This window comes from Mucilaginibacter sp. (assembly GCF_041663085.1).
GTDB lineage: Bacteria > Bacteroidota > Bacteroidia > Sphingobacteriales > Sphingobacteriaceae > Mucilaginibacter.
The window spans coordinates 76,269-98,693 of the sequence record NZ_JBAZRC010000002.1; the positions used below are offsets into that span (position 1 = coordinate 76,269).

Genomic DNA, 22,425 nt, shown 5'->3' on the forward strand with positions numbered 1-22,425 from the left:
GATTATTTAATATATAAATTTTAGAGGATCATGCTTTATCGGGTACAAATTCTAACATATCTCCCGGCTGGCAATTCAGAATTTCGCAGATCGCACTTAAGGTATCAAACCTGATACCCTTTGCCTTTCCGGTTTTAAGGATTGAAAAATTGGCTGGCGTAATGCCTAGTTTCTCTGCCAGATCCTTGCTTTGCATTTTGCGCCTGGCCAGCATTACATCTACGTTTACAACAATTGGCATAGCTTAAAAAATTAGATCCTGTTCGTCCTGAAGTTTAAGGCCCTGCTTAAAGATGGCAGCCATGAAGAAAATGAAAACGCCCAGCAGCAAATGCAGTCCTACAATGGCCCAAGCATCAAAGCTTGCCTCGCTAAGCAGTTCTGTTAAAAAGAGCATTATTACAGGAAGAGTAAAATTAGCGAGGTAGAACACGCGCAGGTAGTTATAGCCTCTATGTGTAAACAGTCGCTCTTGTATGAATACGTTAAATACATTGCTCAATAGCAGGAAGAACAAAGCATATAGTATAAAAAGTGGCAAAAACTCGACCCAGATATATACAGGGTTGTTAAATCCAAGCAAAAACGGGATATGCGTAAAAGGCAGGTAAAGGATAAACTGCCGGTTAGCATCATGCAGCAATACCGAGCCTGACTTGCCTTCAAGACTAATCAGCGTGTATAGGAAAGTAATAAAATAAATAAAAGCCAGCACCCTGGACAGGTGCAATAAAACTTTAGCGATAAGTTTAACAGAAGTCATATCAGTAATATTAGTACAAGGCAAATTTATAGATTAATTATCGTAAAACAATAATTAATCTATAAATTTATTTGGGATATATTAAATAAGTAATGCAAGAATCTTCACACTAACACAAAGTTCAGTTCCATTCAGAAACTGTAAAGGGTATATAAACAGCTACGTCTGCTACGCTACCTTCGCTGCCCTTTACAGAACCTGCCCGGAAGCTGCTTTGGTTGTTTAAGCGTAAGATGCTACCCGTCTAAGCTGCATATTCATATCCAGATTGCCGGTTAATAAGCGCGAACATGCGGGCGAGAATCTTATTACGAAGAACGTTAATTGTACTCATCTTGCTTTTGCCCTGGCCAACCCTTCTTAAGTAATAAGCCCTTAACTCTTTGTTATGAATGATAGCACTAATTGCAGCTAAATGAAGTAGCTTTTTAAGCTGTTTATTAGCCAAATGGCTAACCTGAGTTTTACCTCTAACGCTTGTACCGGACATATGTTCGAAAGGAGCCGTTCCAATATAACAAGCGAACTTTCGCCAACTTGCAAAGCGAGTAAAATTATGGGTACTCGTAATCATGTTAGCTGCAATGACGGGGCCAATGCCTTTCATACTGGTTAGCAGATCATAGGTTTTCTTTAAACTAACATCACTATCGATAACACTTAATATCTGCGCGTCTAAGCTTTTGATTTGTGTGTTCAAGTGACCGATCATGCTTTGATAGACTTCAAACATCTCAGCATTGTTAGCTATACCTAGTGACAAACGCTGTTCTTTACAGGTTGCCTCAAAGCCGCCCCGGTCTCTCACCAGCCTGTCCCGCAAGGTCAACAGAGTTTGAAGTTTGAGTATACTTTTGGTTGGCAATACTGATGGTTTGATATCGTCCCGGTGCAACCAGGCATAATTCGCTTTGCGCTTAGCATCAATAAAATCGCTTTTGCCACGGTGCATATCCAGTGATTTCTTAATCTCAAGTGGAGAGATCATTGCGAATGGAATATTAAGTTCCTGCAAATGAATCGCAAGCTTAATGCTATACATACCCGTATGCTCAAAGCAAATTAGAATAGCGTTCTGATCTACGTCCGGAATTAGCTTTTTACTCCATATCAGTAGAGCTGTGAAGCCTTTGGGATTATTAGCAAAGGTTTTGGAAGCATTGCTTCCTCGTACATGTGCATCAATAGTCAGTTTTGACACATCTACGCCCACAAAGTTTGTAAATTTCATCGGTTTTTAGATTAATGGTCAGATTAAAAGATATGTCGATGACTAATGCCTTTACAAGACCTTGAAGTCTACTATTCTAACTGGTCACGACATGATCTTGAGGTTCGGAGCAGAGACTAATACGGCGGATAGGTCATTAGCCTAGCCCTTGACTGAGTTCACCCTGTTCCTTATCCACAAGATAGTTTCTTTTAACTATTGGCAAATCTAAAGGCCCCCTTGACAATGGGGCGTCTTATCGCGGAATTGGATGTTTAAGGGGTGTATGGAGCGGAGGAATGTTCAGTTAAGGAAAGAGAACGGGGATGGCCGGACGGTCGTCCGTATGACCAAAGCAGCGCGCGGCGTATTATCCTGTTACCGCTCCAGTTCCTCTTCCACCCTTCTTTCTATACCTGTCTTCATCTCATCCAAAAACTTCGTATAACCCAATCGCTTGCGGTTAGCGATCCCTTGCCAGCGCCGGTGCGCCTTGCCTATCCGGATGCGAAACGCAGCCTCCAGAAACTCTACGATCTCCGTTATCGACACCTGCCCGTTATTCAGCTGGCCTGTTAGCCAGATTCCGTAAGCAATTTCTACCAGGTTGATGCTTTCGCCGGTCCACTTTAATGCGCCTATGGGTGCTACGGGTTGGGCGGGCGGTACGAGGGCAGCTGCGCCGCCGCCGTTCAGTTCGCTGATCTCATTCTGCAGCCATTTCTCCAGCCGTTCGAATGCCATAAACTTGCCCCATAGCATATCGCAGCAGGTGGTGAATTGCGGGTCAAGCCCCATCAGCTCAGGCACGGGGATATCCACGGGTTTGGCTCCCCGGACAAAAAGCAGGTGATCGAGTTCTTTGAGGTCGAACTGGTAATAGGAATACAGGAACTTGTTTTGTTCTAAAAACCGGTGGATGTACTTTAACTCCTGTTCGTAAAAGGCTTTTAACGTTGCCGTATCATTGAGCGGCCGCGCGGTTTCTATCGTAAAGATCTCCATGGCGTAGAAATGTTCGGCTGTAAATTTCGGCTTTTCGTATTTGAAAAAGACGATCTCATCATCCTGATTTCTAAATGAAGTGTCCGTAATAAAGCGTTTCAGCTTTTCAAATGCCGTTTGAATGCTGTGCATAGTGCCCGTCACCTTTCGGACAGGCAAAGTACCTAAGTCAGCGTAAACCGATAATTCCTCTGTTAATTCCGTAAAGAGTTTTTCCGTAAATTTTCTCATCATCATATTCTTTTAGATGAAGACGGTTCCGCAAATAATTGCAGAAACCATCTTCGATGTAAGCCAAAAGACACCCGTGCTATATCTTAAACTGTCTTTTGATATCCGACCAAACATTCAGCACCTCATCCAAATGCGACCGATCATGCAAAGCCGTTACGCCCATTCTTATCCGGGCATCCTTCATCGACACCGCAGGGTAGTTGATCTGGTTCGCATAGACCCCCATCTGCTGCATCGCATGGCAGATCCGCGCGTTCCTGATCTTATCCCCCACCCGCACCGGGAAAATTGCCGACTGCGTGTCACCGATGTTCAGGTCAAGGCCAAGCAGTCCTTGCCGGAAGTAATCTATATTATCATGCAAAGCCGCCATCCAGTGCGGTTGCTCATCTATCAGCTCAATAGCTTTGATAATAGCCAATGCTGCCGGGGTAGAGCTGGCGGAGAACAGGTGCTGCCTGCTTTGATATTTCAGGTAACTCACCATCTCTTTACCGGCAACGACATAGCCGCCGATATGCCCGAACGTTTTACTGAATGTCCCGGTAATGAGGTCGACATCACTCCAGGCATCACAGGTTTCGATCAGTCCCCTGCCGGTCTTGCCGATTACACCTGTACCATGCGCATCGTCAACCATCAGTTTTGCCCCATATTTTTTGCAGAGCGCAATGATCTCCGGTAAGGGCGCCAGGTCGCCGTCCTGCGAATACACGCCGTCGATAACGACGAGCACCAGCGGGTGCCTGCCCCTGGACATCTTCAGGATGTGCTCATAAGCGTCCAGGTCGTTATGCCTGACGGTCTTTCGGTTGGTCAGCTGGCAGCCTTCCATGACGCTGGTGTGCACACCGGCATCCAGGATCACGAGGTCTTCTTTGGTCAGGATGCATTGCAGGGAAGCGCTGTTGGAGGTATAGCCGGTCGTATAGATGATCGCGTGCTCTTTCCGGAAGAACCGGGCGATCTTTTGCTCCAGCAATTCATGGTAATCGTAATGCCCGCCGATGGCGGGTGATGCCCCGGCCCCCGCGCCGTATTTCAGGATCCCGTCTATGGCCGCCTGTTTGACGAGCGGGTGTTGCGTAAAGCCCAAATAGTCGTTGGATACGAGGCTGATCATTTTTTTTCCGCCCATTTCGGTTACGGGGCCACAGCCGCTGGTGGTGACGAGCCGGTAATTCAATTGTCCTTTTGCCGTCTGATCATCCAGGTACGCCTGGAACATTCTCGCCCTCCCCCAGGCATCCATGCCCGGGATGTACTCGAAATCCCGGAAGCTGTTATTATCAAAGTTTTGCTTCATCATCATTTGTTTTATGAATATGGAAGCAAAACAAAGTGGATTAATTCGTGGTAAAGAGTGTTAACACCCGGGTTACACTTCCGGAAGCGTTTTCTTAGGGGATCGTGTTATGCAAGAACACCTCGTTGAAAATAGTAGTTTTGGAATTTAAAGATAACGGTATAGCCCTTGCGCTGATGCTTTTGCAGGGAATTAGAGGTAGCAGTAAAGGCTATTTATAGGTTTGATATAATGGGTATTGCCATCCATCTCCGGCTAAATAACAATTCGATGCAGGAACCGGTACAATTTGATACTAAAAACCGCCATATCCAAAATAGGCGGTCTTCTAATAAGTGTTCAGCGTTGTCTTTCGAAAACCAATTTTATCCGGTTACTTTTAGAGAATCAATGAGCCCGTCCTTTGTTTCCAGGTGAAACTCCAGCACTATAGGGCTTCCGGGGAAAGTGCCCGAAACCTTCGCGGTCAGCGTTCCCTTCGATCCGTCCTCCTCATATTTAAGAGGTTTCATAGAAGATTGATATTTCGCATTTGCTTCGTCGATCCATTGGCGGATCTCCTCTCTGCCAGTATGGGTCTTGCCTTCGTCGTAAACGATGGCGGATTCGGTGAAACACTCCACGTAGGCCCTGATGTCCTGATTGTTCTGCGTTTGTACGAAACGCGCAACTAATTTTGGCAATTCCATGTTCGTTTTTTTTATTTTTAAATTGTTGGTACTGTTCCGCCGTCAATAATGAAATTTGTTCCTGTTAAATAATTGGCTCTTGGTGAAACCAGGAAGCCAACCAGTTCGGCTACTTCTTCCGGTTCGGCGGGCCAGCCGTAAGGTATGCCGCCCAATGCATCCATCACACCTTGCTGAGCTTCTTCTACAGTGCTATTTGAATTTCTTGCGATCTCGCCCAAAAAGGCTACCGATGCTGACGTATTTATCCAACCCGGAGAAACCGCTAACACACGGACACATTTTGGCGTAACTTCTTTCGATAAGCTTTTACTGTAATTGATCAATCCTGCTTTTGAAGCTGCGTACGGCAATGTAGAATCGTATAGCGGCAAAATGCCCTGGATGGAGGCGATGTGAATAATAACACCACTTTTCCGCTCGATCATTTGCGGTAAAAATCCCCTGTCAAGCCTGACAGGAGCAAGTAAATTAGCTTGCAGGGTTGATATCCAATCCTCATCATTCAATGCTGAAAAGCCACCGGCAGGTGTTGATGAAGCACCAAGGTTGTTGATCAGGATATCCAGCCTGCCATAGGTTGACAGGACTTCGCTATCACTTTTTGCGCATCTTGAGCCTTGCTTAGATCCGAAGGGATAAAATGCAGGTTGTTGTTTTCTTCTTCGGGAGCATTCCTTGCAGTTATAATTACCGTTGCACCGGCTTGCAAGAGCCTTTCTGCGATCGCCTTTCCGGCGCCTTTTGTACCTCCTGTTACCAGGGCGATTTTGCCTGATAATTCATTACTGTAATTGAACTGTTGTGTCATGATGTTTATTGTTATTTTTTTGTCCAAATTTCAGCAGTACACATATATCATACAATAACGGACTTACGAATCAGATAGTGATAAATTTATCCGTATTGCTCACTTACCAGGCCTGTTGTATATTTGTATTTATGTATGTAAAAAAGACTACTCCCTATTTAAATTGCGGACTTGACCTGGTCGGTGAAGTACTGTATGGCAAATGGAAGGTCCGTCTCCTTTGGTTCATTCACGAAGGCAACTTAAGGCCCAGTGAACTTCAGCGAAAGATCCCGGATGTTACCAGGCGTGTACTCAATGTGCAACTGAAAGAACTTGAAGACCATGAAATGGTCATTAAAAAGATCTACCCGGTTATGCCACCGCGGGTAGAATACACGCTAACCGATTTTGGCAAAACGCTTATCCCGCTTATCAGTTCCATTGGCATTTGGGGTGATGAGCATCAGGAGCGGCTTCGCAGGGTCATTCTAAAGCGAGCCGCACTGTCGTCAACTGAACATGTAGAAGCTCATACTGAAGGAGCAAAAATTCGCGTCTTAGCCTGACGTCCTGGTTTTTCACGATTTGCCTCAAGAGAGCGACTGATGATCCAGGTTCTTGCTGAGTTGGCCAGGTGGACCTAATAGTTCAGGTAATGCTCAGGAATACATGTAGTACCTGAAGTAGAATATCCTTTCGTCGTGATCGGTGAACCTCCTCTTCCCAGGCCATGGCTGCTACATGGGACCGGTCCCATGTAGCAGCCGGATATCGGTGCACCATATCTACGTCATCCTATCTTTTACTATTACTGTCATCGGTTTAAATTGGCCTTTTCCGTTGCCTGTCAGCGCAACAATTTATAGGATTGGCGCATCATGGTTATAGTTCAACTAACATCTTACCTATATTTTCACCATTAAAAAGTCCAATAAACGCATTGGGAAGTTGCTCAAAGCCCTTTGTAATTGTTTCCTGATAACGGATTTTATCGTCAGCAAGCCATTGTTGCAATTGAGTTCTACCCTCTTCAAACCGGTCTTTATAATCGCCAATGAGGAATCCCTGTAATAATAATTTTTTAAAAATGATAAGCGGCAGCAATCTTGGACCCATTGCCGGTTGACTATCATTATATTCAGCGATTGTTCCGCAAACTACTACACGCCCATAATTGTTCATACTGCTGAGCACTGCGTCTGATACATCGCCGCCAACGTTATCGAAATAAACATCAACGCCTTCAGGGCAAAGGTTCTTTATGGCAGCACCAATATCCTTACTGGTTTTATAGTTGATTGCCCCATCGAATCGGAAATCGGAAGTAATCAACTTTATTTTCTCATCGCTGCCGGCAATACCAATAACTTTACAACCAAAAATTTTCCCGATTTGGCCGGCAATACTCCCAACCGCGCCAGCTGCTCCGGAAACGACCATCGTCTCTCCTTTCTTAGGCTTTCCAATTTCGTTAAGCGCGAAATAAGCTGACAACCCGGTAGATCCTAATACACTCAGGTATGCGTTTAAGGGCAATCCGCTAGCCTCAAGGCGGTTGAGCTCATTTGCACTGGCTATAAGTCGGTCACGCCATTCCATATAACCCATTACAAAATCCCCTTTCGCGAAATTCCGATGAGTTGATGTAATTACCTCCGCAATACCACGTGATTTAACTATATCACCCACGTTCAAATTGGGCGGATGTCCCCCGCTCATAGCAGCTCGAAGGTATGGATCAACGGAAAAATATAATGGCTTTAATAACAACTCACCATTTTTTATAGGTCCCGGTTCGTCTTCTTCCAACTGGAAGTCAATGATCTGTGGCATACCTTCCGGCATGCGCGCAAGCTTGATAAGTCTGCTTTTCATACTTGAATGCTAATTAAATTCCGTAGTTACCGGTAAGGGCTTTTTTTTCTATACTTTTTGCAAACAGCGGTGTCTCCTCATGATTATGAGCATCGGATGCAACCTGCCGGTCATGAGCCGCTTGTGCTAATGTAATATTGTGCATTTTTATAAACTCAAAGAATTTCGGCGTGGCGGTTGCATGAATTTCATTGGTATATTCGCAGGTATTATCATCTAATTTTGTGGCCTTTAGTTCCCATAATACCTGAACTTTACTGCGGCCATTTGCTGAGATAGCATCAGACACCGATAACATCCGGCAATAATCTGCCCGATATTCTGTAGCCACATAATGCTGGATAATCAGCGCGCCACCAATAGTTTCCACATTGATCGACATAGGTTCCCCATCTAAAGTACGGGTAAAGCCGGCAGCGATATGAGCGGTAGAACATCTTTGATATTCTTCATCGGGCAGGTTGAACAGCCAGTCAGCAATGTTTACTTTTTCAATTGGAGCATTAATAATTGCTTTAACAATTGAGTGAGAAAGCGCGTTATCAGAGTTTTGTAGGATTTCCATAATATTGTTTTTGTTTGATATATCAAAGGTCCTACTTAATCACTAATCGTCTAAACTCTTATTTTCGATATAGTTGATCGGCAATACCGATCATGTTGCTATATTTAAAAATGGAACTTCGCCAACTTAATTATTTCATCAAGGCAGCCGAACTGCAAAATTTCACGGAGGCTTCCGGGGTATTATATATCACGCAAAGCACGCTATCCCAACAGATCAAACAACTGGAAGACGAATTGGGGATACCGTTATTCGACCGGATTGCAAAGCGGGTACGGTTAACAGAGGCAGGAAAAACATTTCTGCCTTATGCCATTAAAACCGTTAAGGACGCCAGCGACGGGAAAGACATGTTGAAGGATCTGATGAACCTTAATACCGGGACACTAACTATTGGTGTAACCTATGGGCTAACTGCCTTACTTACTAAAGCCATCATTGACTTTTCGCAAAAATGCCCAAAAATCCACCTGGATATCGTATTTGGTACAACTCAGGAATTACTGGAAAAACTGGATCAAAGCCGTATAGATTTGATGCTTTCCTTCTCACAAGAAGAAAAAAGCGGCAGCTATAAAACCCAGCGTCTGTTTTCTTCCTGCCTTGCGTTGATTGTGCACTCCAGTCATCCATTGGCGGCAAAAAAACAGATCGGCATTAAACAATTAGATAAGTTGCCACTGATATTACCATCGGGGGGATTTAGCATCCGCAATTATCTAAATCTATTACTGTCACGCCACAACTTAGAACCTATTATTCAAATGGAGATTAATGATATCAATATGCTTCTGCAATTAGTTGATAGCGGCCAGTGGGCAACTGTTCTGATGGGCTCCTCAATATTCAATCATCCTGATTTAAAAGCAGTGAAAATTACTGGAGATGGCATGACCCGGCTAGCCACTATAACCTGGCCTACAGGCAACTATTGCAAGAGATCAGCGACGATAATGGCTGAGTTATTAGCGGGCCATGCGAAGGATTACCATATGTTAGCATCTTAGCGCCATAATGAGATTAATTGTATTACAACTCCTAATATTCGAAATGAAGAGCATGTTGTACTTACATCAACAGGTTTTTCTTACTAAGGTGGTATTATAACGGACCACCATCAAACAATAATGCGTCATTAGAATACCGATAACGCATTCAATAATTGCATACTATCGATTGTCCAGCCAGGCCAGAAATGAAGTAGCCTTATCTTTTCCAACTAGTAATTTCTCGTCCGAAGGTATAACCAATTTGACCAAAAGCTTTCGGGCAAAGTATTGCTCCACCTCTTTAATCGCTTTAAAGCTGATCAGGTACTGCCTGTTTAATTTAAAGAAATTTAACGGGGACAGTTGAGCGGTTATTTGCTCCAAAGACTGATTGATATGAAATGTTTCGTTATCGAAGGTCACTATTGTTATTTGTTCGTTATGGACAAAAAAATAAGCGATGTCATCTGTAGGTATGTTTAAATATTTCCCGTGCTTGTAAACCAGGAAGCTTGATTTACCGGTGTCCTGATGTTGAAGTTTTAGAATTTGAGCGATCAGCGCAGGAGAAATGTCACCGGTTCTTTGCCCTATGAAACGGTCCATTTTATCGAAGGCCCTTCTGAAAGCATCTTCAGTAAACGGTTTTAAGATATAATCGATCCCGTTGGCCTTAAAAGCATCGAGGGCGTATTCGTCATATGCGGTACAAAAAATAACCGGTGAGTCTACTTTAACCTTTTGAAATATTTCAAAGGATATGCCGTCAGCCAGCTGGATGTCCATAAAGATCAGGTCGGGTGCGGGATGAGCCGACAGGTACTCTACTGATGTTGATACTTTCTGCAGGGGGCCGTCTACACGACTATCCGGACGGATCTGGGAGATCATTTTGATTAGCGCCCTGGCAGTTTTTAATTCATCTTCAATTACTAATATCTGCATTGGCCGGAAGCGCTACGGTGAAAAATTGGTGATTTGATTCGATAATAATCTGCTGTCCCATCAGGTGCAAATATCGCTGGCTGATATTTTCCAGACCGATCATGTTCGATGGTTCAGGATGATTTTTTAGCTGTACATTATTTTTAACTTTAATATATTTTCCATCCGAATAGATCGAAATATTTAAAGGCTGATCAAGGGAGACAATATTATGCTTGATCGCGTTTTCCACCAAAAGCTGCAATGTAAATGGGGGCGTAATTGCGCTTAGATGCTCCGGCGAAAGCTGGATTTGGAGATCAATGCCTTCTTCAAACCGCGACCTGACCAGGAAATAATAAGCATTCAGATTTTCGAGTTCCTTCTGCATCAATACCGAATCCTGTTGCCTGCTTTCCAGTGTATAGCGGTAAAAGTCAGACAATTTAACAATAAAATCAGCCGCACTTGCATCACCGAAATCGACCATTGACTTCAAGGTGTTCAGGCTGTTAAATAGAAAATGCGGATTGACCTGCTGTTTTAATACCTCGTATTTTGCGCTTAAGTAATCCGCTTTTGTCCGTTCGAGATCCATGCCGATGACCTGATTAGCGTAACTCTGAAAAAGCAAATACAAAAACATATAAATAGTCAAATTGATCAGGATGCCCCGGAACTGGTACATCATTACCATGGTACCAATAAGCTTATCGTTAAAGAAAAGTTGACCGCAAACTACCAATATTCCCATAACAAATATGCCCAATGAAAGGCTTTTGATCAGCCTGAGCCCAAAAAACCTGGTCGTTAACGCCTTGTTGAAGAATTTTGGCAATGTATATAAGTTGTAAAACCAGACAAACAGCGAATAAATAAACGCTATAAAACAGTCGATGACAACTTCAGCAAAACTGATCTTCAGCTGTAATATTTTTGGAATAGAGGCCAAAATACCCATAAAGACAGCAGATGCCCAGATCACTTTTTGTGATACCTGGAAAACCCTGGCAGTTTCTTTATGTATGTATTTTTCAAAAATCATGGAATGATGGATGGCTTTTGTGTCAATATAAAATGTATGCGTTCATTTTGTCCCGTAGTATCTGCTGATAACAGGAGGTTTTTGCCCGTAAACTTTTGATAAGTTACAAAGTTAGTATGATTTCCTATATTGACCGTTTCTGCGGAAACCAACTCACCTGGTATTCGTGCGCCAAACCAATGGGCGTCATCCTGCTGTTCCCATGTCACTAATGTAAAGGAATTACCCGGCACATTTAAATTTGATTCCTGCGTAGCGTTTTTAAAATGCTCATCCCCGTAGAGGATGCTCATGGTGCCCGCCTTTTTATTTATCAGGGAAGTAATTACCTTTTGATGCAGTTCTGACAGCCTGAAAGTTGAAGGAAGCGAGGCTTTGCTGTTAATGAGACGATCTGGATCCGTGGCTCCTTTGCAGCCGGCCATAAATAATGAGCCTGCTGCGATGATATAGAATACTGATTTCATTTTAATTCTTGATTGGAAAGGTAAATACATAATCATTGTCTTTCATGGGCTTATGACAGTTAATACATTCTGTCGTAAACATCGCTGTTTTGCCATAGGGGGATAATTTTGGTGTTTTGAACCGGGCAAAACCCCAGCCGTTCGTTGATCGGTATTTTTCAGCGTTTTTGATCATGTATTCAACCTGTTTAAAAGCCCCGGTCGTTACATTTCCGTTTTTATCCTCCAGTTTATCCCACGCAGCTTTTGCAAAAATAGTTCCGTTGGGCCAGGGATTGTTATGATGAGTTTTGACAGCATTGACCGCGATCTCATTTCCATATATCACGCGCATAGTGCCGTTATCAAAACGGTCCGATGTGCTGATGACCTGCCAGTTTTTGTAATCAGGAATGTAGGTGATGTCGTTTAACGTTTGGGGTAGTTTTTGACGATCGACAGATACTACAGCTTTTCGCTGATGTTCAAACGCGTTTATTTTGGCGGTGTCCCCCGGCAGATCGTGTATCATGCTGGTCAGGTATTTTTTAAGGATAACCAGATCCTGTGTAGAAACCCTGGCATTAGTATGAACGACCTGATAACTTTTAACCGGCATGGCTCCCTGCTCGATCTGATTGACAGCCTCCCAAAGTTTTGCTTTGCGATCCACAGGTGCCAGCTTATCCCAATTGGAAAAGTTGAGTCCCTTTCTGCCGTCACGAACATGGGCTGCAACCTGCCAGTAAACCGGTTGTACCTGATCATACCATCGCAGGTTAGTTTCATTGGAATGGCAGTCATAACAAGCTCTCACTAAAATATTTTTAACATCCTTTGGAGCCTGAAAGTCCTGTGTGACTGGTGGGTTGTCAAGTCGTGGACGGAAAAATTGAAGACTGACCAATAAAACGACGATGATCGATACAGCCGGAAGAAAATACTTTTTCATGATTATGATTTCTGGTACAAATAAATTCAACAAATCTCGGTCTGGCAATCTAAAAGCCCTGTAAGCGGCAAATTGGTTGCTGAGATCGGCCATTGAGCAGTTGAACAATAATTTGTATATTTTTAAAACTGATTTTGTTAACAAGCCTTAACAGAAGTAGCCTATAGGGCCGGCATGGATATTTAGGGCCACCGCTTACTGATGAGCAGGTCTCATCGATCCTAAACAAAGCATTAAAATGTGGCTATATTGGGCTTAACAATTAGCTCTCCACAACTCATTGTCTCCTTATAAAACTCCGCACATATTCCAGCATCCTCACTAATAAGCCTTCCATTTCCTCCAGCATCTTCTGATCCTTCGGGTATGCCTTAGAAATGATGGTCGACGCCAATATTTCTTCACCATCGGCCGACAAACAGGTGCTGGATATTTGCTGTGACAATTCTTTAAAGCTCGTATCGCCAAATACCTTTTGCTCGTGCAGTAACTTAAAAAAGAAAGCGATCCGATTGACATACATATTCAGGCGAAGCTTCAAATAAGGATTCTCCTTTTCATGCGTCTCGACAAAATCGATCTCCTCTCTGATCGGTGGAAATGGTGACCTCGGAAAGGGTGTGACCGGATGGCGATAATTCGGTGAGCAGGGTATCGCGCAGGGGCAGCCGGATGGTCTGTTCAGCAGTCTGCATGCCAACGAAGGATACACGGAGGGTATAGTCGCCTGCCGGGGCGTTGAGCCGGTAATGGCCGTCAGCACGGCTGAGGGTGCCGTAAGCCGTGCCCGCGAGGGTGATACTGGCGCCGGCTACGGGGCGTTTATCTGCCGCATGGCGAACGGTGCCGGCGAGGGACTGTGCGATTGCCCGCGGGCCTTGTAAAAGGCCCGGAAGGATAAATAGGATCAGGTAATACGGTTTCATGCTATTGTTTTAGGGTTTGGTTATTTAGTGTTGACCTTTGCGTCGCGGATAACGAGCACCTCCGCGGCTTCTTCCTGTTCTTTAAAGGCCAGGCCGTACGGGGCGAGCGCGCGGTTGAGGTCCTGCACGTTATCCAGCCTGGCGTCGATGGACAGGTCTACCCTGCCGGTATAGTGGGTGGCATCGACTACGGGCAATGGGGAATTCTGCAGGTATTGGCGTTCAAGCCGCATCATGAGCTGCGAGAGGTGCGCATTTCGCAGTACGGCCTTGAAAGGGCTGATCGCGACCTGGTGCTCACCGCCCCTCGACCGGAGTTTGTCATCGGTGCCGGTACGCACCAGGGCGAGGCAGCGCATCCTGCGCTTTTCGACGTCTGCCTGGTACTGGGGGAAAAGGCGGGCCAGGTCGGCCTGCATCATGGACCAGGCGGAGGTGGCGAGCTGTGGTGGCAATGCAAGTTCGTAACACCAGCCATTACCGGAGGCGAGCCAGCTGTTAAAGGCCTGCCCGCTGAGCCCGGTATCCATCTTTGGGGTGTCGCGGGTGAGTATCAGGGTCCTGGACGGCGGAAATGCACGGCCCTTCTCGCTGTAAGCGAGCCTGCAGAGCCAGGGAAAGGGCACGTTGCGGGCGGTAAAGCGCTGCCCGCTGGTTTCATCATACGGGGATATGGAGGTACCGGAGTTGAGGCCGGGTTTGTAACGGGTGAGCAGGGAATGGTAAACAAAACCGGTACCGTCACCGCCGTTACCGGCAATGAGCAGGGGCTGCGCGGGGCTATACGGGCTGACGGAATCGCGTTTGGTTAACATGGTGGTGTTTTCTCCGGAAAGCATTTTTTGGATATTCCGGGCGTTTACTTCTTTTTCTTCGGTGATGGCTTTGACTACGCCATCGCGGTCGATCCAGACGAAATGCGGGAGGCTGCGGTGGGGAAAAAGTTGGTTGAGTACGACGTCGCTGGTTACGGACGGCAGCTGGTAGGGCTTTATGCGCTGCATGGCGGCTTGTACGGGCGCTACGGTGGTGGCGCTTTCGTAGGCGACCTGTATAAACAGGACCTGGTCTCCGAACTGTTTTTGGAGGCTGTCGAGTACGGGTGCCATTTTGCGGCATGGGGCGCACCAGGTGGCCCAGAAGTCGAGGATGATGAATTTGCCTTTGAGCTGGGAAAAACGGAAGGAACGGACGGGTTTGTTTTTGAGTTGTAACCCGGATACGTTCGTGATGAGTATGTCGGGTACGGTCTGGCCGATCCGGATGCCGTTGTTGGTGATATTTTCCTGTGCGTTTGCGTTTAGAAAAAGGCAAAGCGCGGCCAGGAAGCTGTAAAATGGCTTCATATTGGGTATTTAGCGGTGAATGATTAAACGGTTGTTATGCTTGTCTTTCGGGCTCCTCCCCTTTTTTGTTTTTCCTTTTATTGCCGCAGACGACGCAGCTGATGGCTTGTGTGTTTCCGTTCTTTAAGTTTTCGAGTGCTTCTGTTAATGCGATGAGCTGGTCGAAGAGTAAGGCGACCTGCGCTTGCTGTTCGTCCGGGATGGCTGTTTCTTTGGCGCGGGCTGAGGCCCAGTTGCCGAAGTGTTGCCAGAGCTGGGTTTTGATCTTGCCGGCATCGTATAGTTTGAAGAAGACGCGGATCACTTGTTCGGGTGTCCGGATGGTAAAATCCTTGAGGTCTATAACGGTAGCATTCATAAAATAAAGGCAATAGTGGTCACTCCGGCTTGATGGCCGGTTGATGAAAACTTAGGGAATAATTGGTAAAGAGGGATTTGTCAGAAAAGACAAACGGCAGCCTTGAGCATAACTATTAACTGGTGGGCTGCCGTTTGGCGTTATTTATGTGGGGCGTTGGATGATGTTTTTGATGGGGTTCTGGAGGGAGTGGGAATGAGCGCAGCCAATTCTGTCAACATGCAAATCAGTAGCCCCGCTCCTGTCTGCTTGCAAAACTCCTGCGGAATGGATGAAAGCGACTGAGTAATTGATAGCATCTATATCGAAGGTGGAGAACGCGTGCAATTCTTCAGCAACCTTAACGTTTGTTGAAGAGCTTTTTTCAGGAAAGGTATTATTCAGCACGGCTTCCATATTCTAATAAGTTAGTGAGCCGGGTAACGCAAAAAAATAAGGCGTGGAACCCGACAATTCGTCACTGTGGCCCTAGGAAGCCATGAGAACGAATAAGCCAGGCCCACGCCTATGGCGTGAGCACTCCACTTATTCTCCTGTTCTCTTTAGAATTTCCTAGGTTCCAGTGACAGAAGATTTTAAGTGCAATGCTTCAGTATTTTCGAAGTATCGCAAATCTACAGCATTTAGCTATATCAAACACTAAGTTAAGAACAATATATCGTTGTGTCAATACTGACACAACGATATTCAATATATTTTTTGATTTTTCTCGGAAATATGATTGACGAGTCGCAAAGAGAAAATTATCGGAAAGTTGCATTCAATCTTTACACACTTAGAATTTCTAAAAACCTGTCTCAACAGGCTTTAGCTAATAGAAGTGATGTAGAGCGATCAAAAATTAGTAGAATTGAAAATTACTCCGAAGACTTTTTATTTTCGACCATTCTAAAACTGGCCCCTCACCTTGATACTACAACAGAAAAAATACTTAATCTAAACGTCGAAGTGCCGGACACATTTGAAGCGAACAAAGAGAAAGTCAATCTAAATAGTTCAAAAAAACAAAAAGACCATCTATAAATGACTTTTTTTTTATTTAACTATGGTCGGATGCCATATTAATCACCTAGTTGATAGAACCCTATGGACGTTTTTCGAATCATTTTATCTCAGAACTAACAGTTTTTACCACTGGAAAATCTTAAATGATTCGAGTCCTGCTCAGGCTACCACGTAATCTTATATTACCAATTTTGGTAGCCCCAATCGGACTAAACTCAAATCGTTTTTCTGCAGGATCTGCAAATTTTGGCTGCCATATAATTGTGGTTCGAATCACATGGGGGACACAATTAAAGCGAACCCTATAGGATTTTTTCGAACCATTTCTTAGATGACCTAGGGAACTTTGCTACCATTTAAGTAGGGGTTCGATTCCCCTCTGGGCTAACGTGTTTAAAAAACGCCCTGTGCTTGTATCATATAAATGTATTAAGTAGATTTAATACCTCACCTTTACAACCATGGAATCATCACAAAAAGAAGTTGAAGAAAAAATAGTTCATTATATAAAAAAATGGGACTGGCTTTCAAAGCTAACCCATTTTGGGATTTGTGTTTTAGGTATATCGGCCGTTGCAGGAGGCCTATTTGTGTCTGTCTTTTTAGGCTTTGATAATAATATACCACAATGGCTATTTAAACTATCATCCTTTCTTTCCTCAATTTCAATTGCATTACTAACTGCATTTGACATGGTTAACAATAAAAATAAATACAGAAATGCTTGGAGGCTTTTAAATGCTAAATATTTGACCTACAAAGCTGGGAAAATTAATATTTATGAACTCATAAATTGGTATGAAAGATCTGAGGAAATAATCGGAAATATTAATTTTAATTATTCCTCTGTAAAGAATGGTGATAAAAATGATTAATACCTTAAGGATGATTCAGTCCGTAGGGGAAACTTGTCGAAACCCTTTTTGGACGACTTACGGCTATTAGCTGCTTCTTAATTCACTGTAATTGTCTATATATCGAATATATTAATTGATTGGCTAGGCTTGATAAGCTTTGCTACTGCTTAACATAATATCGGAATGTGGGCGCTTCGTTTGCATATCGTCTGGCTAAAACTTCATTTCTTTGTAAAGAAAAGAAGCAAAAGAAACAGGGATAATTCGTTGTTGGGCATTACCCAATGAGATTCGACGTTCGATAGACCAAAGTAGTTTTGAATTCTTAAATGAATTTGGTTCGAGTCCTGATCGGGCTAGCCAGATCGGTAGCCCCAGTAGGACTGAAGTCAAACCGTTTGATGACGGACTTGCAAATTTTGCGACAATATAATTGTGGTTCGAATCCAAGTGGGTTCGCAAAACTATCGAGAACCTCATAGTTGAAAGCGTCCGGCACTTACACGTAAGTACAAGATTTCCCTGGAAGATCTTACATCTATTAATATTACAGATGACCGGCATAAAATAAACTAAAGGCATTTATGGCGTAAATGCTCGTATTGATAGCAGACCATAGGCTATTAAGTTAGATGTGAATTACTATTAAGATTCAACAAGCCATTGCTAATTTTCTGGCAGGAAACAGTTATTTTTAGTTGGAATAATATTATATTGCAAACTAAACATTTAAACATGCAACTTCCAGCCACCGATACGTCCCCAGAAACGTCGCCGCTGCTATGTCACGTTAAGACGCTTCCGCAAGAACTTTGGGCTGAAGCTGCCGCTTTGGCGGTAAAGATTAACCCGGCTAATGCAGCCTCACCGCACCGTCTAAAGCAAGCATTTCCAAACGCTACACCGCCTCATTCGTTTTTAGTAATGTCGACATCAAAATATTGGGGTTCAAATGGTGTTCATTTGCGAGTGAGGTTTTTAAATAATCCTGCAGCTGATCTAAAGGCTCGTATTCTCGATCATCTAAACGCATGGAGCGTGTACGCTAACATATTGTTTTCCGAGAGCAATGACGAACCCCAGGTGAGGATAAATCTTGACGGACCTCCTGATTACTGGTCATATGTTGGCACTGATATTTTATTAATTGATAAGACGCTACCGACTATGAACCTTGGGGGATTCACTATGAATACTTCCGAAGCCGAATTTCGACGCGTAGTCAGGCATGAGGCTGGCCATACACTTGGTTTTCAACATGAGCACCAGCGTGCAGAAATAATAAACAAGATTGATCCTGCAAAGGCTATCGCTTATTATGCAGCTCCCCCGAACAATTGGGACGAAAAAACAACCCGGTCGAATATCTTGACGGCACTGGATCCAGCAGGATTACGTGCAACCGCCCAGCCCGACATCGTCTCAATCATGTGCTACAATCTTCCTGGTGGAATTATGAAGGACGGTATTGCAGTTACCGGTGGGGTTGACATAGACCAAAAGGATGGGGAGTTCGCTATAGAGGTATATAACCGCATAAAGCACCATAAATTTACCGTTTTATTGGGAGATAAACAGTATGTCAGTCGTATTGTGCAAGATGGCACAACACAGGTCGCCTTACTTGATGCCATTCAGGTAAAATTGGTAGACTTGATTGACCGGCCGATTCCAGACGTCGAAATAATCTTTGACCCATACGACAACATTGATCATCCATCTGTCTACTTCACTACAGAAAAGAAGCCTAGTAGTCTATTTCATATTAAGACAGACGCTAATGGCATAGCTACGCTGAACGGCTACAATGGGCACGCAGCCATGATCACAACTGACAAAAAGGCAAAAATAGTTGCGGTGTTGGGTCAATATGAGTATGTCGAGATTGATTACGAAGTCGGCCCTTTACTCTATCCAGTTGTATATGAAGACTTCAACTTTCTAGGTCGTTATCAGGAGTTGAAAAGGAAGCTTAACTATTTAAATGATTTATCTGTAGTTGGAAATGACACGATAAGTTCAATAAGGGTTCCTTACGGATTCTGTGTCACATTATATGCGGATGACTTATTAAAAGGTAAATCACACACTTATATTTCTGACGAGCCATATATGTTTGATTTTAACGACCTTACCTCATCCATTATTGTCAAGCGCGTAGCATTTTTTTATTCAGACAGGGATTATAAGGGCACATCAATGTATTTGACTGAAGGAAACTGGAACGATAATCACCTCTCACCAGTAGGCAACGACAACCTAAGCTCTGTAAGAGTGCCTAAAGGCGTTAAAGTAACATTGTACGAGGACGCAAACTATCAAGGAAAAAGTAGGACGTTAACTGACGATTGCCCATATTTAGAGGGTTTCAATGATATAGTATCTTCTATACGTGTAGAATCCAATTAATAGATAAAAGCAATTAAACTTAAATTCTCACGTTTAAATATATCAATAAATCTATATTCTGGGCAAACTGTTAATCTCTATCGCTGTTTTCTCCATGTTGACAGCATTAAGCTTAGAAAGTTGATAAGGTAAGACCTAATAGCGATATAAGATATATTGTCGTTAGCCAAAAAGCAAGGGACGACTTAGCCCGAGGTCATGGTAAGACCAAGTAATGGTTTTAAGCCCTTGCTTTTCTTCTCTTATGACAACCATCAACCCAAAGCTTAATACCTATTTCATTGGTATGTTGTTTCGAAAAACGAGTTGGATTTGCAGCGATATGTAATAACACGTTCTTTTGACACGGGATCGTTGATTTTGTATGAGTAGTTCGAGTCCAGACTGGACTCGAACCTCATAAATTCAATTGGAAATACCTTTTAAACCCTCCAGAAACTGGTTCGAAAAAAGTCCAATAGGGTTCGCTCATGACGTGAACCCAACAGGACTTTTTTCGAACCTGTTTCTTAATAAACTAAAGCAAATAGCCGACGTATTGTAAGTGGTTCGAGCCAGTCTCGGAAGCAAAGCCCCCTCACATCCGCGAAATTTTTCTACATGAAATTGCATTGACATCTATGTAGGTGAAATGACGTTTAAGAATATGAAATGTTCAGTCTATGCTTTTGACGGCGATCGGAAGTTTCACTAGCTTTTTACTTACTTCGATAAGTAATTTGTTTGCTCCACTACTTAATTGTTCTTTCGAACTTATCTCACGAATGAAACTTTGTGCATTTGATTGAAAATTCAGAATTTCAGAATTGGTAGGCGAACGGTTAAGAATAGCTGAAAGAACGTCTGTTGGATTGTATGTATACGCTTTTAGCACTATATCTAAATCAGAATTTTTGGCTACAGTGTTTTGGATATCTTTTTTCAAAGGCCAAGGCGCTTCAATTCGACAAATAAGTCAACACCTTTATCGTGCTGTAGTTCGTCCCTTAACTCAAAAAGCTGGATAGAAAACAGGGCCGCTAACTTTTGGCGGGATTGCGTTTCCAGGTTTTCATTTGCCGAATCCTTCGGCAGCGATAATTGGTCAAATTCTTCTTCGTTCATAGTTGGTAATGCAAGATACAGTGTTTCGGCACTTCAACTAGGAAACCTGAAATCATTTCGAACGGTGTTTAACAGATAATTAAGTAAGCATTGAAATGGATTTACGATACTCAAGCTAAACACAATCACATCATAGTAATTAGATACGATACATATAACGTATCTTGGGTCAACCCTAATATAGTTGTATTTACCCGCTAAGCAAATTGCAATTCCTATGGAAATAAAAAAATATTCTATTGAAGAAATCTATGAAATTGTTGGGCGGGACGATAAGACCGCACAACTTCAGTTTATACCAGGAACCGGGTCATTTGAGAAATTCGGATCCGATCTTACAGTAACCTTTCTTTATACACAAAAGGAGCGAGAAGCAATGGATAAGCTCGTTAAGGAAAAATCCCAAACACCGGGCTTCATAAAAGCTGAATACTTACTATGGGAACTTAACCCTGAACTTGTTCAAGAGTTACGTGAAACTGGCATTGATTCAAATGACATCTCAAGCATCAGTTATTTTAAAGGAAAACCGGATAACACTTTTCATTCTAAGGAACTCCGTTCTATTAAAAAACTTGAAATCCCAATGAAAATTCAGGGAAAAGGCAGAGACTGCGATTGGGTATATGGATTCAAAAAGAAGCTCGTCAAGGAAAACGTTGGTTTGCCGCCAAAGGATCGAAATCTTTACCTAGCCTTAAAAATTTACTTTGATAAAGCGGATTTAACGGAAGCGGAACGCTTAGAGATTTATAAAGACGATGATTTGATGTACGCAGGAGTAGAATGGGAATATCTAAAGATAAAACTACAACGTGAAGAAATTACTGATGACGAGGTAAAGCGTCTGGCGGTTCTTTTAAAAGAAAAAGAAGCAAATGATAGATTTATACTTGATAAGTATCTTCAAGAAGCCGGCAGCAGTCTTCAAAAATTAGTGAAAAACAATATCGACCAGGCCGTGGACCTTTTGTTAAAAGTCAGCCAATTTCATGAGCGCAAATTTAACGCTTCAGGTACAGTGCCGGTATATTTGGACATCGACGGATTTTTACACATTTATATGCGTCACGCCGCTGAAATGAAAATCAACAAGCATTTTGAACATAAAGATAATTTTCAATGGGCGATCGACGATATCACGACTGTAATGGAGAATGTTATTAAAGAGATTAATTCCGAACTACAGGAATATTTCGCTAATAATCCTAATAAAAGGTACAGTAAGTACGGCGATCAGTCAATATATTTCCAAGGAGACTATTATACTTTGCATATAGAGCCGAGCGGTCGTATTAGCACATTTCACAAAAATAAAAAGAAAGCTCAAGCTGTCGACGATGTCAAATAAGCGCATGATACCCCCTTTCCCAACGAGACCTCAGCCGCGCAATATTTAATAGGTAGACGAACGTTTCGGCGTAGTTATCACGATGACCATAGGCAGTAGAATGCGCTCTTCTGACTCTTAAAAGCAATTCACTAACTTACAAACATTGTGGCTCATTAATTACTTCTGACTCCCAAGCTGACAACCTATGGACGCTTAGTTCTGAAATTAATCACCTATATTAAGCCAATAATGGATAACTGAACATTATCATAGATGATGTAAAGCAAGCTA

25 protein-coding genes and 1 pseudogene are annotated in these 22,425 nt (G+C 43.2%); 6 read left to right on the forward strand and 20 right to left on the reverse strand.

Translation table 11 applies throughout. The features are described 5' to 3' along the window. Positions 1–28: 28 nt before the first annotated feature. The 7 genes and pseudogenes from WC615_RS01390 to WC615_RS01420 all read right to left on the reverse strand — a co-directional run bounded on the left by WC615_RS01390 (position 29) and on the right by WC615_RS01420 (position 6,018). Positions 29–241, reverse strand: a complete 213-nt coding sequence (locus WC615_RS01390; RefSeq protein ID WP_372976358.1) for a helix-turn-helix domain-containing protein — start codon at positions 239–241, stop codon at positions 29–31. A gap of 3 nt (positions 242–244) precedes the next feature. Continuing rightward, positions 245–763, reverse strand: a complete 519-nt coding sequence (locus tag WC615_RS01395) for a hypothetical protein (protein WP_372976359.1) — start codon at positions 761–763, stop codon at positions 245–247. Between the two features lie 244 nt (positions 764–1,007). Beyond that, positions 1,008–1,994: an IS110 family transposase gene (locus WC615_RS01400; RefSeq protein ID WP_372976360.1), complete on the reverse strand. Its 987-nt coding sequence runs from the start codon at positions 1,992–1,994 to the stop codon at positions 1,008–1,010. A gap of 357 nt (positions 1,995–2,351) precedes the next feature. Continuing rightward, positions 2,352–3,209, reverse strand: a complete 858-nt coding sequence (locus WC615_RS01405; RefSeq protein WP_372976361.1) for an RteC domain-containing protein — start codon at positions 3,207–3,209, stop codon at positions 2,352–2,354. Positions 3,210–3,288: 79 nt separating this feature from the next. Beyond that, positions 3,289–4,524, reverse strand: coding sequence for an aminotransferase class I/II-fold pyridoxal phosphate-dependent enzyme (locus tag WC615_RS01410; RefSeq protein WP_372976362.1), 1,236 nt, complete (start codon positions 4,522–4,524; stop codon positions 3,289–3,291). A 359-nt stretch (positions 4,525–4,883) separates the two neighbouring features. Continuing rightward, positions 4,884–5,207, reverse strand: coding sequence for a nuclear transport factor 2 family protein (locus WC615_RS01415; protein WP_372976363.1), 324 nt, complete (start codon positions 5,205–5,207; stop codon positions 4,884–4,886). Between the two features lie 17 nt (positions 5,208–5,224). After that, positions 5,225–6,018, reverse strand: a pseudogene (locus WC615_RS01420) (SDR family oxidoreductase). Positions 6,019–6,095: 77 nt separating this feature from the next. On the opposite strand from WC615_RS01420, the gene WC615_RS01425 reads away from it, so the two are divergent. Next, a complete protein-coding gene (locus tag WC615_RS01425; protein ID WP_372976364.1) occupies positions 6,096–6,566 on the forward strand; it encodes a winged helix-turn-helix transcriptional regulator in 471 nt (156 codons plus the stop codon). A gap of 316 nt (positions 6,567–6,882) precedes the next feature. On the opposite strand, the gene WC615_RS01430 is transcribed toward WC615_RS01425, so the two are convergent. Then, the gene (locus tag WC615_RS01430) at positions 6,883–7,875 is read right to left on the reverse strand and encodes an NADP-dependent oxidoreductase (RefSeq protein WP_372976365.1); all 993 of its coding nucleotides are present in this window, start codon (positions 7,873–7,875) and stop codon (positions 6,883–6,885) included. Positions 7,876–7,888: 13 nt separating this feature from the next. After that, positions 7,889–8,440 carry a hypothetical protein gene (locus WC615_RS01435; RefSeq protein WP_372976366.1) on the reverse strand — a complete coding sequence of 184 codons (552 nt, stop codon included), beginning with the start codon at positions 8,438–8,440 and terminating at the stop codon, positions 7,889–7,891. A gap of 110 nt (positions 8,441–8,550) precedes the next feature. Here WC615_RS01435 and WC615_RS01440 point away from each other — a divergent pair, with 110 nt between their 5' ends. Continuing rightward, positions 8,551–9,447, forward strand: coding sequence for a LysR substrate-binding domain-containing protein (locus WC615_RS01440; RefSeq protein WP_372976367.1), 897 nt, complete (start codon positions 8,551–8,553; stop codon positions 9,445–9,447). Between the two features lie 162 nt (positions 9,448–9,609). Here the strand turns inward: WC615_RS01440 and WC615_RS01445 are convergent, their stop codons facing one another. The 9 genes from WC615_RS01445 to WC615_RS01485 form a co-directional block, all read right to left on the reverse strand. After that, entirely contained in the window at positions 9,610–10,374 is a 765-nt protein-coding gene (locus tag WC615_RS01445) for a LytR/AlgR family response regulator transcription factor (RefSeq protein ID WP_372976368.1), read from the reverse strand. Next, positions 10,355–11,398 carry a sensor histidine kinase gene (locus WC615_RS01450; protein ID WP_372976369.1) on the reverse strand — a complete coding sequence of 348 codons (1,044 nt, stop codon included), beginning with the start codon at positions 11,396–11,398 and terminating at the stop codon, positions 10,355–10,357. Before WC615_RS01450 ends, WC615_RS01445 begins: the two co-directional genes overlap by 20 nt. Further along, complete coding sequence (locus WC615_RS01455) at positions 11,395–11,865, reverse strand: hypothetical protein (RefSeq protein ID WP_372976370.1); 471 nt, start codon at positions 11,863–11,865, stop codon at positions 11,395–11,397. The genes WC615_RS01450 and WC615_RS01455 overlap by 4 nt, the downstream gene beginning before the upstream one ends. A 1-nt stretch (position 11,866) precedes the next feature. Next, positions 11,867–12,796 (reverse strand): heme-binding domain-containing protein, encoded by a 930-nt coding sequence (locus tag WC615_RS01460; RefSeq protein WP_372976371.1) that lies wholly within the window; start codon positions 12,794–12,796, stop codon positions 11,867–11,869. A gap of 277 nt (positions 12,797–13,073) precedes the next feature. Beyond that, positions 13,074–13,337 (reverse strand): hypothetical protein, encoded by a 264-nt coding sequence (locus tag WC615_RS01465; RefSeq protein ID WP_372976372.1) that lies wholly within the window; start codon positions 13,335–13,337, stop codon positions 13,074–13,076. Between the two features lie 16 nt (positions 13,338–13,353). Continuing rightward, a complete protein-coding gene (locus WC615_RS01470) occupies positions 13,354–13,722 on the reverse strand; it encodes a carboxypeptidase-like regulatory domain-containing protein (protein WP_372976373.1) in 369 nt (122 codons plus the stop codon). Positions 13,723–13,742: 20 nt separating this feature from the next. Further along, entirely contained in the window at positions 13,743–15,068 is a 1,326-nt protein-coding gene (locus tag WC615_RS01475; protein WP_372976374.1) for a TlpA family protein disulfide reductase, read from the reverse strand. A 34-nt stretch (positions 15,069–15,102) separates the two neighbouring features. Beyond that, positions 15,103–15,426 (reverse strand): hypothetical protein, encoded by a 324-nt coding sequence (locus WC615_RS01480; protein ID WP_372976375.1) that lies wholly within the window; start codon positions 15,424–15,426, stop codon positions 15,103–15,105. A gap of 144 nt (positions 15,427–15,570) precedes the next feature. After that, a complete protein-coding gene (locus WC615_RS01485; RefSeq protein WP_372976376.1) occupies positions 15,571–15,822 on the reverse strand; it encodes a hypothetical protein in 252 nt (83 codons plus the stop codon). 321 nt (positions 15,823–16,143) lie between these two features. Between WC615_RS01485 and WC615_RS01490 the strand changes: the two genes are divergently transcribed. The 3 genes from WC615_RS01490 (at position 16,144) to WC615_RS01500 (ending at position 19,697) form a co-directional block, all read left to right on the forward strand. Then, positions 16,144–16,449 (forward strand): helix-turn-helix transcriptional regulator, encoded by a 306-nt coding sequence (locus WC615_RS01490; RefSeq protein WP_372976377.1) that lies wholly within the window; start codon positions 16,144–16,146, stop codon positions 16,447–16,449. Between the two features lie 443 nt (positions 16,450–16,892). After that, positions 16,893–17,306 (forward strand): hypothetical protein, encoded by a 414-nt coding sequence (locus WC615_RS01495; RefSeq protein WP_372976378.1) that lies wholly within the window; start codon positions 16,893–16,895, stop codon positions 17,304–17,306. Between the two features lie 717 nt (positions 17,307–18,023). After that, the gene (locus WC615_RS01500; RefSeq protein ID WP_372976379.1) at positions 18,024–19,697 is read left to right on the forward strand and encodes a beta/gamma crystallin-related protein; all 1,674 of its coding nucleotides are present in this window, start codon (positions 18,024–18,026) and stop codon (positions 19,695–19,697) included. 655 nt (positions 19,698–20,352) lie between these two features. Here WC615_RS01500 and WC615_RS01505 read toward each other — a convergent pair. Beyond that, positions 20,353–20,622: a hypothetical protein gene (locus WC615_RS01505; RefSeq protein ID WP_372976380.1), complete on the reverse strand. Its 270-nt coding sequence runs from the start codon at positions 20,620–20,622 to the stop codon at positions 20,353–20,355. After that, positions 20,619–20,801 (reverse strand): hypothetical protein, encoded by a 183-nt coding sequence (locus WC615_RS01510; RefSeq protein WP_372976381.1) that lies wholly within the window; start codon positions 20,799–20,801, stop codon positions 20,619–20,621. The genes WC615_RS01505 and WC615_RS01510 overlap by 4 nt, the downstream gene beginning before the upstream one ends. 217 nt (positions 20,802–21,018) lie before the next feature. Here WC615_RS01510 and WC615_RS01515 point away from each other — a divergent pair, with 217 nt between their 5' ends. After that, positions 21,019–22,152, forward strand: coding sequence for a hypothetical protein (locus WC615_RS01515; protein ID WP_372976382.1), 1,134 nt, complete (start codon positions 21,019–21,021; stop codon positions 22,150–22,152). Positions 22,153–22,425: the final 273 nt, after the last annotated feature.

Coding starts and splice junctions, on each gene's coding strand:
- WC615_RS01430 (WP_372976365.1), bottom strand. CDS start 7,875: ATGAAAAGCAGACTTATCAAGCTTGCGCGCATGCCGGAAGGTATGCCA.
- WC615_RS01475 (WP_372976374.1), bottom strand. CDS start 15,068: ATGAAGCCATTTTACAGCTTCCTGGCCGCGCTTTGCCTTTTTCTAAAC.
- WC615_RS01455 (WP_372976370.1), bottom strand. CDS start 11,865: ATGAAATCAGTATTCTATATCATCGCAGCAGGCTCATTATTTATGGCC.
- WC615_RS01400 (WP_372976360.1), bottom strand. CDS start 1,994: ATGAAATTTACAAACTTTGTGGGCGTAGATGTGTCAAAACTGACTATT.
- WC615_RS01435 (WP_372976366.1), bottom strand. CDS start 8,440: ATGGAAATCCTACAAAACTCTGATAACGCGCTTTCTCACTCAATTGTT.
- WC615_RS01395 (WP_372976359.1), bottom strand. CDS start 763: ATGACTTCTGTTAAACTTATCGCTAAAGTTTTATTGCACCTGTCCAGG.
- WC615_RS01440 (WP_372976367.1), top strand. CDS start 8,551: ATGGAACTTCGCCAACTTAATTATTTCATCAAGGCAGCCGAACTGCAA.
- WC615_RS01445 (WP_372976368.1), bottom strand. CDS start 10,374: ATGCAGATATTAGTAATTGAAGATGAATTAAAAACTGCCAGGGCGCTA.
- WC615_RS01405 (WP_372976361.1), bottom strand. CDS start 3,209: ATGAGAAAATTTACGGAAAAACTCTTTACGGAATTAACAGAGGAATTA.
- WC615_RS01460 (WP_372976371.1), bottom strand. CDS start 12,796: ATGAAAAAGTATTTTCTTCCGGCTGTATCGATCATCGTCGTTTTATTG.
- WC615_RS01500 (WP_372976379.1), top strand. CDS start 18,024: ATGCAACTTCCAGCCACCGATACGTCCCCAGAAACGTCGCCGCTGCTA.
- WC615_RS01495 (WP_372976378.1), top strand. CDS start 16,893: ATGGAATCATCACAAAAAGAAGTTGAAGAAAAAATAGTTCATTATATA.
- WC615_RS01515 (WP_372976382.1), top strand. CDS start 21,019: ATGGAAATAAAAAAATATTCTATTGAAGAAATCTATGAAATTGTTGGG.
- WC615_RS01510 (WP_372976381.1), bottom strand. CDS start 20,801: ATGAACGAAGAAGAATTTGACCAATTATCGCTGCCGAAGGATTCGGCA.
- WC615_RS01410 (WP_372976362.1), bottom strand. CDS start 4,524: ATGATGATGAAGCAAAACTTTGATAATAACAGCTTCCGGGATTTCGAG.
- WC615_RS01470 (WP_372976373.1), bottom strand. CDS start 13,722: ATGAAACCGTATTACCTGATCCTATTTATCCTTCCGGGCCTTTTACAA.
- WC615_RS01485 (WP_372976376.1), bottom strand. CDS start 15,822: ATGGAAGCCGTGCTGAATAATACCTTTCCTGAAAAAAGCTCTTCAACA.
- WC615_RS01450 (WP_372976369.1), bottom strand. CDS start 11,398: ATGATTTTTGAAAAATACATACATAAAGAAACTGCCAGGGTTTTCCAG.
- WC615_RS01390 (WP_372976358.1), bottom strand. CDS start 241: ATGCCAATTGTTGTAAACGTAGATGTAATGCTGGCCAGGCGCAAAATG.
- WC615_RS01490 (WP_372976377.1), top strand. CDS start 16,144: ATGATTGACGAGTCGCAAAGAGAAAATTATCGGAAAGTTGCATTCAAT.
- WC615_RS01480 (WP_372976375.1), bottom strand. CDS start 15,426: ATGAATGCTACCGTTATAGACCTCAAGGATTTTACCATCCGGACACCC.
- WC615_RS01415 (WP_372976363.1), bottom strand. CDS start 5,207: ATGGAATTGCCAAAATTAGTTGCGCGTTTCGTACAAACGCAGAACAAT.